The organism is Knoellia sp. S7-12 (assembly GCF_040518285.1).
In the GTDB taxonomy this organism is placed as follows: domain Bacteria; phylum Actinomycetota; class Actinomycetes; order Actinomycetales; family Dermatophilaceae; genus Knoellia.
Genome location: NZ_CP155449.1, coordinates 321972 through 338087, shown reverse-complemented (window position 1 = coordinate 338087; position 16116 = coordinate 321972). Strand labels below are relative to the sequence as shown.

Below are 16116 nucleotides of genomic sequence, written 5' to 3'. Positions count from 1 at the left end.
GGCATCGACTCGTTAAGGTCGGATCCATGACGCTTCATCCGGCCGCACCCGAGGACCTCGCCGGCCTCACTGATGCCTACGCCCACACCGTGCAGGCGATCCTCGACCTCGGCCACTCCCTGCGCAAGGGCGACAGTGAGCGCGAGACCGACTGCCCCGGCTGGAACGTGAAGGACCAGTTCGCGCACGTCGTCAGCCTCGAGGCCTGGGTGCAGGGTGAGTCGGTTCCTGACCTTGACGTGAGCGGACGCGCCCACATCCGCAGCGGGCTCGGCGCCGTTGTCGAGAAGTACCTCGAGTCCCGGCGTGACCGCTCCCTCGACGAACTGCTCGAAGAGCTCGAGAGCCTGTCGCATTCACGGATCGCCCACCTCGAGGCCGAGTCGACGTCACCGGAGGATCCGGCGGTCGGCCCGCTCGGGCCAACGACGCTGCTCGGGCTGATGCAGACCCGGATCTTCGACCTGTGGGTCCACGAGCAGGACATCCGCGGGGCCATCGGACGCCCCGGCAACCTCGACAGCGCCAGCGCCGCCCTCACGGTGAAGATCATCTTTGCGTCCCTGCCCAAGGTGGTCGCCCGCACGGCGCAGGTCCCGCCCGGGCAGGCCGTCATCCTCGACCTCACCGGGCCGGTCGTGAGCCGGGCCGGCGTGAGGGTGGAGGAGCATGACGGGAAGCCCCACGGCATACCCCTCTTCTCCGGCGACACCCTGGTGCACCCCGACGTGGTCAACACGACGATCACGCTGTCGACGCAGGCCGCGACACGACGCGCCGCCGGTCGGGTCGCTACGGCCGACACGCACTACACCGTGGTCGGCGACGACGAGGTGGCGCGGCGCGTCCTCGACGCCCTCGTCCTCGCTCCCTGACCGAGCGTCGCCCGGCACGACAGTTGCGCTCTACAACTATATGGGTGCACACTTGCTTGTATGCCGCAAGCAACAGAATCGATGGACGCTCGCTCCGCGTTCGGTGACGCTCTCGTCCGCACCATGAAACTCATGAGCGTGGTCAAGCAGCGCGCGCCGCGCGTGCACCCCAAGGTCGATCCCATCGGCTACCCGCTGCTGTTCAATCTGCTCGACGAACCGCGTCGGTTGTCCGAGATCGCCGAGCGCGTCCACCTCGACATCTCCACCGTGAGCCGCCAGGTGAGCACCCTTGTCGCACAGGGTCTCGTGGCCAAGGTCGCCGACCCCAGCGACGGTCGCGCCCAGATGCTCACCCTCACCGATGAGGGACGGCAGATGCTCATCGACATCCGCGCCCGCCGCAACGGCTGGCTCGCCGAGGTCGTCACGAACTGGTCCGACGCAGACCTCGCCACCTTCGACTCGCTCCTCGCCCGCTTCGCCGACGACGTCGAAGCCCACCCTCTCTTCACGTCCAAGGACCTCGCATGACCGCCACCACCTCCGCACCGGACCAGCCACTCACCCATCGTCAGATCGTCACGATCCTCATCGGGCTGATGTCCGGCATGTTCCTCGCCGCGCTCGACCAGACGATCGTCGCGACGTCGATCCGCACCATCGCCGACGATCTCAAGGGCCTCGAGCACCAGGCCTGGGCGACGACCGCCTACCTCATCACGGCCACGATCGTCACCCCGCTCTACGGCAAGTTGTCCGACATCTATGGCCGCAAGAAGTTCTTCATCACGGCCATCACGATCTTCATCATCGGCTCGATCCTCTGCACGTTCTCGACCTCGATGCTCCAGCTCGCGGCGTTCCGAGCAGTCCAGGGCCTCGGCGCCGGTGGCCTGTTCTCACTCGCTCTCGCCATCGTCGGCGACATCGTGCCTCCCCGTGAGCGTGCGAAGTACCAGGGCTACTTCCTCGCCGTCTTCGGCACGTCCTCGGTGCTCGGTCCGGTCGTGGGCGGATTCCTCGCCGGCGCCGACAGCATCTTCGGCATCACCGGCTGGCGCTGGGTCTTCCTCGTGAACGTCCCCATCGGCATCGGCGCGCTCGTCCTCGTGACCAAGACGCTCCACCTGCGGCACACCCGGCTCAACCACCGCATCGACTGGATCGGCGCCGCGCTGTTGTCGGTGTCGCTGGTGCCACTGCTGCTCGTCGCTGAGCAGGGTCGCGAGTGGGGCTGGGGTTCGGGCTACGCCATCGCCTGCTACGCCATCGGTGCCCTCGGCGCCGCCGCGTTCTTCTGGCAGGAGGCGCGCATGGGCGAGGAGGCGATCCTCCCTCTCGCGATGTTCCGCAACCGCACTGTCGGTGTCGCATCAGCCGCATCGGTCCTCATCGGCATCGCGATGTTCGGTGGGCTAGCCTCCCTCCCGCTCTATCTCCAGATCGTCAAGGGCGCGTCACCGACCGAGGCTGGCTTGCTGCTCCTCCCGATGACGCTCGGCATCATGTCCGGCTCGATCGTGTCGGGCCAGATCATCAGCCGCACGGGCCGCTACCGAATCTTCCCGGTCGTGGGCGTCGGACTGCTCATGGTGTCGCTCTTCGCCTTCCACTTCGTCCACTTCGACACCCCGCTCTGGCAGACGATGGTCGTCATGGTCTTCTTCGGTCTGGGCCTCGGCTTCAACTTCCAGCCGCTCACGCTCGCTGTGCAGAACGCCGTGCCACCGCAGCAGATCGGCGTGGCCACGTCGACCGCGACCTTCACCCGTCAGATCGGCGGCACCATCGGCACCGCCGTCTTCCTGTCGATCCTCTTCTCGCTCGTCCCCGACAAGATCGCGGGTGCCATGAGGGCGGTCGCGCCGACCCCCGAGTTCCAGGAGGCGCTGCGCGACCCGGCCAACGCAGCCTTCGCCAAGCAGCTCGCTGAGTCTCAGGCCGGAGGGTCTGCGGCGGCCAGCAGCGGTGTGCTGCAGGACAGTTCGTTCCTCACCAACCTCGACGAGCGTCTCGCCAAGCCGTTCCTCATGGGCTTCTCCGAGGCGATGGACCACGTGTTCCTGGTCGGCGCTGCGGTCATGGTCATCGGCTTCATCGTGATGTGGTTCCTGCCCGAGGTCGAGCTCCGCAAGGGGTCGGCCTACCAGGAGCGCGCCGACTCAGACGCAGCCGAGGCCGCAGCCGACGCAGCCGCCCGCTGACACCCCGCCGGGGGTGTGCCCAACTCGCCAATTCCTCCCCTCCGGGACAGACACGCCGTGTGTGTCGCGTCCCGGAGGGGAGGAATTGGGGAGTTGGGGACGTCAGGCGCGGATGGCGCGGCCGATCTTGCGGCCCCACGCGGCAGCAATGAGCGCCGAGATGAGCGCGGCGGCGACCGGGAGCGCATAGGTCTCGTGAGCGCCCCACCGGTCGACGAGTATGCCGCTCAGGGCAGTTCCTGAGGCCAGTCCCACGAGCAGGCCGGTGATCGCCACGGCCATGCCCTCGGTGATGAAGGCCCGTGGCACGAGGTGCTGGACGAGCGTGATGCCGGTGATGAGCGTGGGTGCTGTCGCGGATCCGGCGATGAACATCATCGCGGTGAGCCCCCAGAGGTCGTTGATGAAGAGCACGGGGAGCTCGAGGAGGAACATCGCGAGCGCGCACCAGACGAAGCGTCGCGCGATGGAGCCAGTGAACTTGCGGGTGCCGAAGACGATGGCGGACAAGGCCGAACCCAGCGCGAAGGCACCGAGGATGACCGAACTCATGCCGGTGCGACCGGCCTCATCGGCCACCGCCACGGCGACCACCTCATTGCCTCCGAACACCGCACCCACCATGAACAGGGCTGCACCCACCGCGGCCACACCGGGCCGCTGGATCGCGAGCCCGTGGGGGCGCTCGTCGTGGGGGATGACGGGTGGCTCCGACCTGCGCTCGAGGAGGAACAGCACCGCGCCGACCGTGAAGATGATGTAGGCCAGCAGCAACCCAGCCTCGGGGAAGAGCATCGTCGCGGCCAGCACGCCGAGCACCGGTCCCAGGACGAACGCACCCTCCTCGACCACCTGCTCGAGCGACATCGCGGCGTGCAGGGCGTCCGGCTCGTCCTGCAGGAGGTGCGCCCACCGCGCCCGGGACATCGGGCCCATCTCCGGGAGGAAGGCCGAGACGGCATACCCGACGAAGAGGGTCCACGCCGGTGCTCCGACCGCCGACAGGACCACCGTGATCAGACCGGCGACAAAGGTCATGAGGACGAACGGCATCGAGGCGCGACGCTGCCCACGCTTGTCGACGAGGCGACCGATGATCGGCCCGGCCACGGCCAGGACCACGATGCCACCGGCCGAGATCGCCCCCGCCAGGCCATAGCTGTCGCGCCGCGTGGAGATCATCACGATGATCGCTACGCCGAACATGGCGCCGCCGACGCGGGACAACGCACTCGCCGCCAAGAACCGCCATGCACCGGGGATTGCGAAGAGCGGGCGATAGGTCGAGAGCACGACCCAACTCTGCCACGCGCGGATGCCGCCGCTGAACGAGATATTGCATCGGCGGTGGGGTGATCACCCCACCGCCGATGCAATCACCGAGAGGTTTGGGGCTCAGCCCCAGACGAGGGCGCGGGAGGGGTCCTCGAGGACGGCGGCGACGTCGGCGAGATAGCGCGAACCGAGCTCACCATCGACGAGCCGGTGATCGAAGCTCAACGCGAGCGTGGTCACCGAACGCGGCACGATCGTCTCGTCGCCGGACGCATCGGTGACGACCCACGGGCGACGGTTGATCGTGCCGAACGCGAGGATCGCGGCCTCACCCGGGTTGAGGATCGGCGTGCCCGCATCGATGCCGAAGACACCGATGTTCGTGATCGTCACCGTGCCACCCGACATCTCTGCCGGCTGGGTGCGTCCCTCGCGAGCAGTGGCCGTGAGCGCACCGATCGCCTCGGCCAGTTCACGCAGCGTGAGCCGGTCGGCGTCCTTGATGTTGGGGACGACGAGCCCGCGCGGGGTGGCCGCCGCGATGCCGAGGTTCACGTAGTTCTTGAGGACGATCTCCTGCGCCGCCTCGTCCCACGCCGCGTTGATGCCGGGGTTGCGACGCGCCGCGATGATCATTGCCTTGGCGAGGATGAGGAGCGGCGTGACCTTGACGTCCTTGAACTCCCTGTCCTTCTTGAGTTTCGCGACGAGGTCCATCGTGGCCGTGACGTCGACCGTGACCCACTCGGTGACGTGCGGCGCGGTGAAGGCGCTGCCGACCATCGCCTGCGCGACCATCTTGCGCACACCCTTGATGGGCACCCGGACTTCACGTTCGCCCCCGGCGAAGACACCGCCGGCGTATGCCGGTGTGCTGGCGGCGTTTCCGCCAGCGGTTGCCGCTGTGGTCCCAGCCGACGCGGCGGGTGAGGCAGCAGCGGAAGGGTCGCCTGCGGCATACCCCTCAAGGTCTGCCCGGGTGACGATGCCGCCGTCACCGGAACCGGGGACGGAAGCAAGGTCGACTCCGAGGTCCTTGGCCAGCTTGCGCACTGGCGGCTTGGCCAGCACCTTCGCGGACGAGGAGACAGGAGCGGTTGGGGCAGCCGAAGCAACGGGTTCGGGAGCAGGGGCCGGAGCCGGAGCCGCTGCCACCGGCGCGACTGCCTTGCGGGGCCGACGCGAGCTCGAGCCGGACTTGGGGCCATACCCGACGAGGGTTTTGACCGGCTCCTCCTCGGGTTCATCCGGCTGGGCAGCGGCGGCGTTGGCCGGACCGACCTCCATGGCCGCCTGGGCGCTGGGGGGCTCGCTCGCGTCGCCGCCACCCAGACCGTCGTCGATGGTGATGATCGGTGTGCCAACCGCGACCTCGTCGCCGACGTTCACGTGCAGTGCCGCCACGGTGCCGGCCCACGGGATGGGCAGTTCGACGAGCGACTTGGCCGTCTCGATCTCGACGACGATGTCGTTGACCTTGACGGTGTCACCGACCTTGACGTTCCAGGTGACGATCTCGGCCTCGAGCAGGCCCTCACCGGGGTCGGGGAGGTTGAAGTGTTGGACACCCATTGCAGCTCCTCAGTAGGCCATCGAGCGGTCGACGGCGTCGAGCACACGGTCGAGATCGGGCAGGTAGTGCTCTTCGAGCTTGCTCGCCGGATAGGGCGTGTTCCAACCCGCGACCCGGATGACCGGCGCCTCGAGCTGATAGAAGCAGCGCTCGGTGACGAGGGCCGAGATCTCTGACCCGACCGACACGAACGACGGCGCCTCCTGGGCAACGACGAGGCGGCCCGTCTTGGCGACCGAGGCGGTGATGGCGTCGATGTCGATGGGGCTGACCGAACGCAGGTCGATGACCTCGAGCGAGATGCCCTCCTCCTCAGCGGCCTTCGCCGCGTCGAGGCACACCTTCACCATCGGACCCCAGCAGGCCACCGTGACATCAGTGCCCTCGCGGGTGACGTGCGCCGAGAACAGGTCGCGGGGCGCCGAGGTGGCCTCGAGGTCGACCTCGCCCTTCTCGTGATAGCGCCGCTTGGGCTCATAGAAGATCACCGGGTCGTCGCACTCGATGGCCTGCTGGATCATCCAGTAGGCGTCCTCGGGGTTGGAGCAGAAGACGACCTTGAGGCCGAGCGTGTGCGCGAAGTAGGCCTCGTTGGACTCACTGTGGTGCTCCACCGCGCCGATGCCGCCACCCATGGGGATGCGGACGACGACGGGCACCTTGATCGCTCCGCGCGAGCGCGAGTGCAGCTTGGACAGCTGCGAGACGATCTGGTCGAAGGCGGGATAGACGAAGCCGTCGAACTGGATCTCGACGACGGGCCGGTAGCCGCGCAGCGCGAGGCCGATGGCCGTGCCCATGATCCCGGACTCGGCGAGCGGGGTGTCGATGACGCGCTCCTCGCCGAAGTCCTTCTGGAGGTGCTCGGTGATGCGGAAGACGCCACCGAGCTTGCCGATGTCCTCTCCCTGGATGATGACCTTGGGGTCGCGCTCCATCGCCTTGCGCAGTCCGGCGTTGAGGGCCTTGGCGATCGTGGTCTTCGTGGTGGTGGGCGACGTGCTCATGCCTGCGCCTCCTCGAACGAGTCCTGGTAGGCGAAGAAGGCCGCCCGGTCGTCCTCGACCTGCTTGTGCGGCTCGACATAGACCTGGTCGAAGATGTCGGCGACGTCCGGGTCGGGCATCGTGACCGTGCCGGTGCGCACGTGTGCCGCGAGCTCGTCGGCCTGGGTCTCGATGGCGTCGAAGAACTCGACGTCGGCGATGCCCTCGCTCATGAGCCAGCGCTTGTAGCGGGCGATCGGGTCGCGCAACTTCCACACCTCGACCTCGGCCGAGACGCGGTACTTCGTCGGGTCGTCGGAGGTCGTGTGGGCGGCCATCCGATAGGTGAAGGCCTCGATGAGCGAAGGCCCCTCACCGGAACGGGCACGGTCAAGCATCTGCTTCGTCACGGCATACACGGCAAGGACGTCGTTGCCGTCGACCCGCAGTCCCGGGAAGCCGAAGCCGTCGGCACGCTTGTAGATCGGGACGCGCGTCTGGCGCTCGTTGGGCTCGCTGATGGCCCACTGGTTGTTCTGGCAGAAGAAGACGATCGGGCTGTTGTAGACACCCGCGAAGACGAAGCCCTCGTTGACGTCACCCTGCGCGGTCGCCCCGTCACCCATGAAGGCGACGACGGCAGTGTCACGCTCGGGGTCGTCGGTGCCGACCGCCCCGTCACGCTGCACGCCCATGGCATAGCCGGTGCCGAGCAGCACCTGGTTGCCGATGACGATGGTGTAGCCGTGGAAGTGGTGCTCCTCGGGGTCCCACGCGCCCTTGTCGACGCCGCGGTACATCGCGATGATCCGCATCGGGTCGATGCCGCGGGTCCACGCGATGCCGTGTTCGCGGTAGCCGGGGAAGGCGTGGTCCTGCGGGCGGAGGGCGCGGCCGCAACCGATCTGCGCGGCTTCCTGGCCGAGGAGCGAGACCCAGAGGCCGAGCTCACCCTGGCGCTGGAGCGCGGTGGCTTCGAGGTCGAAGCGACGGATGAGGACGAGATCGCGGTAGAGCTCGCGCAGCTCGTCGTTGCTCAGCTCGTCGACGATCGCGTCATAGTCCGAGTGGGGGACACGTTCACCCTCGGGGGTGAGGAGCTGGACCATGTCGGGGCCGCCATCGGCCGCCGCGCGGGGCTCGGGTACTGCTGCCGGATCCATCGAGACGTGATGGTCCATACCGCCGACGGGCGGCGTTGCAGCGACATCGATGTCGCTCACGGGCACTCCTGTTCCCTGGGACGTCCGTTGGTGACGGCGCCCGGCTCGGGCCGCCGGCTCCACACGCTTGTGCGCGCGCGGCCCGGACGGCGGTGTCTGGGACCTCCCCCGGGGTGTGAGGGCTGTCACCAAGCCTGCTGGGCAGAACCGTACCGCGAGGGTGGCGCTGCCTCCCAAACGCACCGGTCACGGAACCGCAGCGCGGTCCGGAACGTCCTAGGTTCATGACTGTGCGATCTTCCGTGACCCGACGAACGACCGGGTATGCCGTGAGCGCGCTGTGCGCTGCGGCCCTCCTGTCCGCTTGTGGTTCCGCTGACCCGCCGGTCGGGGACAACCGCGCCAGCGTGAGTCCATCGGCAACGTCGCCCAGCTCCTCGGTCACACCGTCGGCGAGCCCCACCACGTCCGGATCGGCCAGCACGTCGATGCCGCCCAGCGGGCGGGCTCGGCCGACGGTGATGTCCGGACGGGTGACATCCATCAAGGACGGGTGCATCGTGTTCAAGAACGACCGGGACGCGCGCCAGTGGGTCCTCGTCGGTGAGACGAAGGGTCTCGCTGCCGGCACGGCATACGTCATCCAAGGAGTAGCAATGGACACGATGGAACCGAACTGTTCGGACGCGCTCCCCTTCCACGTCAACGACGCCGAGGTGCGGATGGAGGAGGACCCCGTCCCGCTGCCGACCTCGAGCAAGGCCGGTCAGGTGATGACGCTGACGGGCACGGTCTCGGACGGGGTGGAGGCCGGGTGCCGGGTGATCCAGTCGGATCAGGGCATGTTCGTCCTCATCGGACAGATCCCGATCCCGGACGGCCGGGTCACGGTGACCGGGACCACCGAGACCAACCAGATGTCGACCTGCCAGCAGGGGCCGCTCTTCGAGGTCCGCTCGGTCGCCATGGCCCGCTGAGCTGATTGCGACCGGGTCCAGATAAGACGAAACGCCGTGCGAGCAGATGCTCGCACGGCGTTTCGTCCTACTTCGACTTGTGGGTCAGCTGACCGAACCGATCAAGACCTGGCCAGTGCCGAGGAGCGCGCCCTCGGTGGACAGGACCTGAAGCTCGCCGGACACCTGACGACCCGCGGCCGGGACGGCTGCCACGGTGACAGCGCCCGTGACAGTCGTCGAAGCGCCCGTCGCAAGTGCAGTCGTCGTCGCCGGCACAGTGAGCGTGCCGAGTCCGCTCGAGTAGAAGACATCGAGGTAGTCGTACTGCGTCGAACCACTCGGGACCGAGTAGCCGTCGACCTCGACCGTGTAGGTGCCAGCAGCCGGGACGAATGTCACGGACTCCTCGCTGTCACCATCGGCCATCTGGGCCACGATTGCGCCGGCCGCGTTGCGGACGAAGAGGTCGAGGTCAGCAGCCGGGTCGGACGGGTTGCCGATCTTGGCCACGAACTTGGTGGCGCCCTCAGGGACGGTCACCGTGAACTTCTGCAGCTCGTGGTTGGCGATGGTCTTGCGACCCGCGACGGCTGAGCCGAGCGGCCCACCCTTCGGGGCGATGGTGACCGGCGCGAACTGGTTGGTCACCGTCCACGAGACCGGCGTGGGAACCCCGACCTTCGCCGAAGCGATGGTCTGGGTCGCCGGGTTGACGACGACGCCCTGGGCGACAGCGCTGATCCGGTAGGGGTTCTTGAGGGTCGGCGTGGTGCGCCGAGCCTCGACCTGGATCTCCCAGATACCCGGGAGCGGGTTGGAGTAGCTGCGTGAGTGCGGGTTGCAGCCACCGCCGCTGTTGAAGTTGGAGAAGCAGACGAGGGAGCTCGTCGACTCCACCGGGTTGCCATACGGGTTGTAGGCAATCCAGCGCACCTGCGAGCCAGTGGCGATGCCGCCGAGGTTGACCTGGAGCGCCTTGGCGCCCGCCGGGACCGTGACGAACATCTTCTTGTTGAGGTTGCGCTCGACCTCGCCGGACTGCGTCGCACCGAAGCTCGGGGCGGCGAGATCCTGGGAGAGGACGACGGTGAGCAGGACCCGCTTGTCGACGACGGACGTGGCCGGGTCGTCGATCTCGAGGATCGCCGAGTGGACACCCGGCGTCGAGGTCTTGACCTTGACCGGGATGTCGACCGTGCCATTGAGCGGCTGCGGGCGCTGCGAGACGGGCAGCGTGAACGTGCCGTCGTTGCCGATGAGCCGCAGGGCGTGCTTGACGTTGCCCTTGACGCCGGAGGTGCGGGTCGAGGTCAGCGTGAAGGTCTTCGCGACTCCCGCGGTGAGGCCACCCGAGGCAGCGTCACAGCGGTTGTAGAGGCCTGTTCCCTGGTTCGGCGTCGCGAGGAAGCCGGAGAGCGGGGTGCAGACGGGTGCGGTGACCGTGTAGTCCTGCGACTTCGGGCGCGTCTTGAGCAGGTTCCATGAACCGGGCACGTCGACGAGACCAGCGCCCTGGCCGATGGCCTCGACGTTGTTCTTGTAGTCCGCAGTCGTGTACATCGAGTCACGGATCTGGCGCGGGGTCACGGCCACACTGGTGGCCTTGGCCGCCGAGAGCAGCAGCGCCGTGGCGCCCGCGGTCTGCGGGGAGGCCATGGACGTGCCGTTGAAGTGCGCATAACCCGGGGGCAGCGAGTAGCCGGCCTCGGGGACCGCACTGCCCGGCTGCCAGGTCGGGATGGACGAGACGGCCGAACCCGGTGCCATGACGTTGGGCTTGAAGCCGCCATCCTCACGCGGGCCGCGCGAGGAGTAATTGTGCAGGGCGATGGCCGAACTCACGTCGGAGCCGTAGTTGGACTTCCACGTCTCCTTGGTGATCGAGGAGGCGACGGAGACGACGTCCGTGGCGACCGACGGGTCACCGATGGAGTTGATGCCCGGGCCACTGTTGCCGGCGGAGATGACGATCTGGACGCCGTAGGTCTCGATGAGCGCGTCATAGAGGCGAGCACGGGCGTTGTTGCCGTCGTTGAGGGCGGGGAGGCCACCGATCGACATGTTGACGACGTCGACGCCGCGGTTGGCGACGAGGTCGACCATGCCGTCGGTCAGGGCGACTGCGGTGCAGCCGCCACCCCAGGAGCAGGCACGGCTGGAGACGACCTTGGCGCCAGGCGCCTGGCCGTCCATGTCCCCACCGAAGAGGGAGTGGGCGGCGGCGATGCCAGCGACGTGGGTGCCGTGGGCGGACTCGACGACACCGATGTTGACGAAGTCGGAGGTCCCAGGCAGCCCATAGGGGGCCAGACTGACGTCCTCACGGAACTCGACGACGAACGGCATCGACTCGGCGATCGCGGTCGCCGGGTTGTCGACACCGAAGTGGCCGATGTCGAACTTCTCCTTGTAGGGACGCATCTTCTCGCCGTCGGAGAAGGTGAAGTCCTGGTTGGCGTCGACCCAGATGTCGTGGGTCGTCTCGTTGTATAGGATCCCCCAGCGGTCGGTCGTGTCGCCGTCGCGGTTGAAGTCACCCCTGGCGTCGGACGCCTCCGAGATGCTCTCGGACACACGGTTGAACTTGTAGGAGCCCGCAGGTGCCGTCCACGTCGAGCCCGAAGCCGAGAACGTCGGACCGGTCACGGTCGTGAGCATGGCGCGCCAGGAGCCGTCGCCCTCGAGGACCGGGTCCGTGGCCGTGACCCAGTCGACGATCTTGCGCTCGCCGGTGGAGGTCTTCTGCAGCGCGGGGTGGTCGAGGTCGACACCGGAGTCGATGACACCGATCGTCGTGCCGCGGCCGTCGAAGGTCGGGTTCGCCTTCTTGAAGGCGATCGAGCCGGTGTCACGCGTCGGCATGTAGGGGTTGTCGTCGGGCGTGGCTCCCCCGGGATCGCCAACCGCCGAGGTCGAGACGTCAGAGGCCGTGTGGGTCTCCGGCTTGGGCAGCGCGATCCGCTCGTTGAGGTCGACGGCGACGATGGCCGCGTTCTTGGCGATGGCATCGACCTTGCCGGTCGGGACGCTGGCACTGATGTAGCCGACCCGGTCGTTGACCGTTGCGACGACACCGCCACTTGCCGTGATCGCCCTGACGGCGCCAGCGGTCTTGCCCTTTTCTGTCGAGATCATGACGACAACCCGCGAGGTCTTCGCGTCGACGGCCTTCTCGAGGAGGTCCCGGTCGTGACGACCGAGCTTGTCGGCGGGTTTGGCCGCCTTCGGCTTGTTGTTCTGCGACTGCGCGTTGGGCGCCTTCGCGATGGTGATCTCACGGTCTCCGGGTGCTGCTCCCGCTTGGGGGGCCGCAGCGGTCACGGCAAGGGCCGCAGCTGCGAGTCCGGCAACCGTCGTGAAACTACGGCGCAGGGGGCGTCGGGTCACGTCGGGTTGTCCTCTCATCAGGTCGCGGACACCTCGTTGGGCCCGCAACTCACCGTTCGCGGTCGCGCACGGGTGACGACAGTGTTGCTTGCCCGGGCGCGACCCGCCAGACCTAACGCAAAGAAATTTGTGCGTTACACGGAGGTGAGGCGTCCGACATCTCGCAAAGCCTTCACCGTGCGGCGCACGACAGCCCGTTCGGCTCGGTCGGGGCGGGACAAGGCGACGACCCACCGTCGGGCATGGACGCCACGCAGCGGACGCAGCACGACCCCCACGCGAGGACGGGTCGTGAACCGTGGCAGCAGCGCCAGTCCGACGCCCGCCGCGACGAACGCCTCGACGACACCGTTGTCCCGCACACGCTGGACGACCTGCACCGGCCGTCCCGTGACGCGCTCGATGCCGTCGAGGACCGTCGCGAACGGGTAGCCGACTGGCACACCCACCCACGGTTGGTCCACGACGTCGCGCGGGGTCAGCTGCTCCTTGGCGGCGAGAGGATGATCGGCGGGGAGGGCCACGTCGAGGGGTTCGCGCGCGAGCACCGTGTGCGTGAGTCGCTCGGCTCCGCGTGGGACCGCACTGACGAGGCTGTGCCCGATGACGATGTCGTGGTCAGCGGCGAGCGACGCGTACTCCTCCTCCGACACGTCCGTGTCGCTGAGCTCGAGGGCGATCCCTTCGGCGGCGAGCTCGACGAGGGCGGAGGGCACGAGGAACTCGGCGGCGCTCGTCAGCGCGGCGATCCGCACTGTCCCCGTGGGTCGCCCGCGGAACTCGTCGAGCCGCGCCTCGACCCGGGCCAGCGCGGTCTCGACGTCGACGGCGGCCTCGGCGAGCAGCCGTCCGGCATCGGTGAGGCGAAGTCCACGGCCGACGGGTTCGACGAGCCGGACGCCGAGATCGCGCTCGGCCGTGCGGAGCTGCTGCGACACGGCGGAGCCGGTGCGACGGGTCGCAGCAGCCACGGCGGTGACGCTGCCGCGGTCGGCCAGCTCGCGCAGCAGGGCCAGGTGACGAGCATCCATGTAGCCAGCCTAAGGACTATGGCAAGAAACAATCAGTAGACCGAAGCAATGTATGCCGTTCACTCTGGACCCATGCCCGCTCGCCATCGCCTCCTCGCCATGCTCGTCGCCGTCCTCTGGGGCATGAACTTCATCGCCATCCACGCCTCGCTCGAGCAGTTCCCACCGTTCTTCACCGGCGCGCTCCGCTGGCTGCCCCTGGCACTGGCCGCGGTGCTCTTCGTCCCGAAGCCTGATGTCGCGTGGCGCTGGATCCTGCTCTATGGGCTCGGATTCGGGATCCTCCAGTTCACGTTCCTCTATTGGGGCATGGCGACGGGTATGCCGGCCGGTCTCGCCTCGCTCGTCCTGCAGAGTTCCGCTCCGTTCACCGTCGTGCTCGGCGCCCTCCTCGGTGAGCGCCTGTCGCCCCGACGCGGTCTCGGTGTGCTCATCGCGGTCGGCGGCCTCGCCGTCGTGGGCTCGCAGCGTGGCGACGTCTCGGCGGTGTGGCCGTTCGTCCTCACCGTCCTCGGCGGTCTCGGGTGGGCGTTCGGCAACCTCGCCGTGCGGCGGGCCCGAACCACCCAGCCGTTCCAGCTCACGATGTGGATGAGCGTCGTGCCACCCATCCCGATGCTGGCGCTGAGCCTGCTCGTCGAGGGCCCAGAGCGGATCGTCAGCTCCCTCACGTCCGTCGGCTCATCGGTGGGTGGGGCCGCCGTGGCGGGGCTGCTCTATACGAGCCTCATCGCGACGGTGGTCGGCACGGGCATCTGGTCCTGGCTCATGGCACGGCACCCGGCGGGGACCGTCGCACCGTTCTCGATGCTCGTCCCCGTCACCGGCCTGACCTCCGCGTGGGTCCTGCTCGGCGAGCGCCCGACAGCGATCGAATGGGTCGGGTGCGCCATCGTCGTCGCCGGCGTGCTCATCACCGCCGGCGGCCGCCAACCACGACTTATTGCCCGTTCGGGTAGTTGCGAGCCCAGCGAGCGACTACCCGAACGGGCAATAAGTCGTCCGTAGTCGCGGTCAGTCGCGGGGGAAGGCTGCCGTGACCTCGAGCAGCCGGTCGTTGGCCTCGCGTTCGGCGATGGTCACCCGCACCCCGTCGGTGCCGTAGGGCCGGACCGTCAGGCCAGCGGCCTGGCACGCGGCCGCGAACTCGGTGGTCCGCTCCCCCACCGGGAACCACACGAAGTTGGCGTCGGTGTCGGGGAGGTCCCATCCCTGGCGCTCCAGCGCGGCCACGATCCGGGCGCGCTCCGCGACGAGCTCCTTGACCCGGATGTCGAGCTCACCAAAGGCCTGCAGGGAGGCGATCGCGGCCACCTGGGCGAGCGAGTTCACGCCGAATGGAATGGCCGCCTTGCGCAACGCCTCGGCAATCGATTCGTGCGCCACGGCATACCCGATGCGCAGGCCTGCAAGGCCGTAGGCCTTCGAAAAGGTGCGCAGGACAAGGACATTGGGGCGAGCGCGGTGGATCGCGAGCGCGTCGGGGGCATCATCGCTGGCGACGAATTCGAGGTAGGCCTCATCGAGCACGACGAGGACGTCGTCCGGGACCTTGTCGAGGAACGCCTCGAGCTCATCGGTCCGCACGCTGGGGCCGGTCGGGTTGTTGGGCGTGCAGACGAGGACCACCTTGGTGCGCTCGGTGATGGCGGCGGCCATGGCGTCCAGATCGTGACGGGCCTCGCTCGTCAGCGGCACCTGGACGGCGCTCGCGCCGGCGAGCGCCACGAGGATCGGGTAGGCCTCGAAGCTGCGCCACGCGAAGACGACCTCGTCGCCGGCGTCGCAGAACGCCGTGATGATCTGGCCCAGCACACCGACACTGCCGGGGCCGGTGGCGATGCGCGCAGCCGGCACGTCGAGCCGGTGGGCCAGCGCCTCGGTGAGCGCCGCGACGCCCATGTCGGGGTAGCGGTTCATCTGCCCGGCCTGCTCACGCACGACGTCGAGGACGGACGGCAGCGGCGGATACGGGTTTTCGTTGGACGACATCTTGTATGCCGTGATGCCGGCCTGGGCGGCCGCCGGCCGCCCTGCGACATAGGCCGGGACCGCGTCGAGCGCTCCCCGGAGGCGGACTCGGGGGGCGGGGGGCTGCGACTTGTTGGCATCACCGTCGGTCATGCTCGCAACTGTAGAGCCCCACTCCGAGGCCGAGACGATCACCACATCCGCCGCACACCCGGCCCCCGCGACGCGTGTTCATGGGAGCATGACCCGGTGCAGAACTTCCTGATTCGAGTCCTCATCAACGCCGTCGCCCTCTGGGCGGCTGCCGGTCTGATCTCCGGCATCAGCTTCGGCGACGAAGACGAGTGGACCAAGAAGGTCGTGACGATCGTGCTCGTCGCGCTCCTCTTCGGCCTCGTCAACGCCGTCATCCGGCCGATCGCCAAGGTGCTGTCCTTCCCAGCCATCGTGCTGACGCTGGGGCTGTTCACCTTCATCGTCAACGCGTTCATGCTCCAGATCACCGAGTGGATCGCCGAGCCGATCGGCCTGGCGTTCACCATCGACGAGTTCTTCTGGGACGCCGTCTTTGGTGCGGTCATCATCACCATCGTGTCGTGGCTCCTGAGCGTCGTCCTGCCCGACGGCGACGACTGACCCACCGAGCTCAGTTGGACAAGGCCACCTCTCCTTCTCACTGAACAGCCTCA

At 68.1% G+C, this 16116-nt stretch carries 13 protein-coding genes; 6 read left to right on the top strand and 7 right to left on the bottom strand.

From position 1 onward, the window contains the following. Window positions 1-26 precede the first annotated feature (26 nt). The 3 genes from V6K52_RS01625 to V6K52_RS01615 are packed head-to-tail and all read left to right on the top strand — an operon-like array spanning window position 27 to window position 3082. On the top strand, window positions 27-875 hold the full coding sequence (locus V6K52_RS01625; protein ID WP_353952168.1) for a maleylpyruvate isomerase family mycothiol-dependent enzyme: 849 nt from the start codon (window positions 27-29) through the stop codon (window positions 873-875). Window positions 876-935: 60 nt separating this feature from the next. Further along, on the top strand, window positions 936-1409 hold the full coding sequence (locus tag V6K52_RS01620; protein ID WP_353952167.1) for a MarR family transcriptional regulator: 474 nt from the start codon (window positions 936-938) through the stop codon (window positions 1407-1409). After that, entirely contained in the window at window positions 1406-3082 is a 1677-nt protein-coding gene (locus V6K52_RS01615) for an MDR family MFS transporter (RefSeq protein WP_353952166.1), read from the top strand. Before V6K52_RS01620 ends, V6K52_RS01615 begins: the two co-directional genes overlap by 4 nt. Window positions 3083-3184: 102 nt before the next feature. On the opposite strand, the gene V6K52_RS01610 is transcribed toward V6K52_RS01615, so the two are convergent. From V6K52_RS01610 to pdhA, 4 genes are all read right to left on the bottom strand, one after another. Further along, window positions 3185-4375, bottom strand: a complete 1191-nt coding sequence (locus V6K52_RS01610) for an MFS transporter (protein WP_353952165.1) — start codon at window positions 4373-4375, stop codon at window positions 3185-3187. Between the two features lie 102 nt (window positions 4376-4477). Further along, the gene (locus V6K52_RS01605; protein WP_353952164.1) at window positions 4478-5929 is read right to left on the bottom strand and encodes a dihydrolipoamide acetyltransferase family protein; all 1452 of its coding nucleotides are present in this window, start codon (window positions 5927-5929) and stop codon (window positions 4478-4480) included. A 9-nt stretch (window positions 5930-5938) separates the two neighbouring features. After that, a complete protein-coding gene (locus V6K52_RS01600; RefSeq protein WP_353952163.1) occupies window positions 5939-6937 on the bottom strand; it encodes an alpha-ketoacid dehydrogenase subunit beta in 999 nt (332 codons plus the stop codon). Further along, on the bottom strand, window positions 6934-8079 hold the full coding sequence (gene pdhA, locus V6K52_RS01595) for a pyruvate dehydrogenase (acetyl-transferring) E1 component subunit alpha (RefSeq protein ID WP_353953838.1): 1146 nt from the start codon (window positions 8077-8079) through the stop codon (window positions 6934-6936). The genes V6K52_RS01600 and pdhA overlap by 4 nt, the downstream gene beginning before the upstream one ends. Window positions 8080-8381: 302 nt before the next feature. Here pdhA and V6K52_RS01590 point away from each other — a divergent pair, with 302 nt between their 5' ends. Beyond that, a complete protein-coding gene (locus tag V6K52_RS01590; RefSeq protein WP_353952162.1) occupies window positions 8382-9056 on the top strand; it encodes a hypothetical protein in 675 nt (224 codons plus the stop codon). Between the two features lie 84 nt (window positions 9057-9140). On the opposite strand, the gene V6K52_RS01585 is transcribed toward V6K52_RS01590, so the two are convergent. Beyond that, window positions 9141-12425 (bottom strand): S8 family serine peptidase, encoded by a 3285-nt coding sequence (locus tag V6K52_RS01585; protein WP_353952161.1) that lies wholly within the window; start codon window positions 12423-12425, stop codon window positions 9141-9143. A gap of 134 nt (window positions 12426-12559) precedes the next feature. Beyond that, entirely contained in the window at window positions 12560-13456 is an 897-nt protein-coding gene (locus tag V6K52_RS01580; protein WP_353952160.1) for a LysR family transcriptional regulator, read from the bottom strand. Window positions 13457-13528: 72 nt separating this feature from the next. On the opposite strand from V6K52_RS01580, the gene V6K52_RS01575 reads away from it, so the two are divergent. After that, complete coding sequence (locus V6K52_RS01575; RefSeq protein ID WP_353952159.1) at window positions 13529-14464, top strand: EamA family transporter; 936 nt, start codon at window positions 13529-13531, stop codon at window positions 14462-14464. A 6-nt stretch (window positions 14465-14470) separates the two neighbouring features. Here V6K52_RS01575 and hisC read toward each other — a convergent pair whose 3' ends face one another. Further along, window positions 14471-15580: a histidinol-phosphate transaminase gene (hisC, locus tag V6K52_RS01570; protein ID WP_353952158.1), complete on the bottom strand. Its 1110-nt coding sequence runs from the start codon at window positions 15578-15580 to the stop codon at window positions 14471-14473. A gap of 96 nt (window positions 15581-15676) precedes the next feature. Here hisC and V6K52_RS01565 point away from each other — a divergent pair, with 96 nt between their 5' ends. Further along, window positions 15677-16063 (top strand): phage holin family protein, encoded by a 387-nt coding sequence (locus V6K52_RS01565; RefSeq protein WP_353952157.1) that lies wholly within the window; start codon window positions 15677-15679, stop codon window positions 16061-16063. Window positions 16064-16116: the final 53 nt, after the last annotated feature.

Coding starts and splice junctions, on each gene's coding strand:
- V6K52_RS01600 (WP_353952163.1), bottom strand. CDS start 6,937: ATGAGCACGTCGCCCACCACCACGAAGACCACGATCGCCAAGGCCCTC.
- V6K52_RS01620 (WP_353952167.1), top strand. CDS start 936: ATGCCGCAAGCAACAGAATCGATGGACGCTCGCTCCGCGTTCGGTGAC.
- V6K52_RS01615 (WP_353952166.1), top strand. CDS start 1,406: ATGACCGCCACCACCTCCGCACCGGACCAGCCACTCACCCATCGTCAG.
- V6K52_RS01580 (WP_353952160.1), bottom strand. CDS start 13,456: ATGGATGCTCGTCACCTGGCCCTGCTGCGCGAGCTGGCCGACCGCGGC.
- V6K52_RS01605 (WP_353952164.1), bottom strand. CDS start 5,929: ATGGGTGTCCAACACTTCAACCTCCCCGACCCCGGTGAGGGCCTGCTC.
- V6K52_RS01625 (WP_353952168.1), top strand. CDS start 27: ATGACGCTTCATCCGGCCGCACCCGAGGACCTCGCCGGCCTCACTGAT.
- hisC (WP_353952158.1), bottom strand. CDS start 15,580: ATGACCGACGGTGATGCCAACAAGTCGCAGCCCCCCGCCCCCCGAGTC.
- pdhA (WP_353953838.1), bottom strand. CDS start 8,079: ATGGATCCGGCAGCAGTACCCGAGCCCCGCGCGGCGGCCGATGGCGGC.
- V6K52_RS01575 (WP_353952159.1), top strand. CDS start 13,529: ATGCCCGCTCGCCATCGCCTCCTCGCCATGCTCGTCGCCGTCCTCTGG.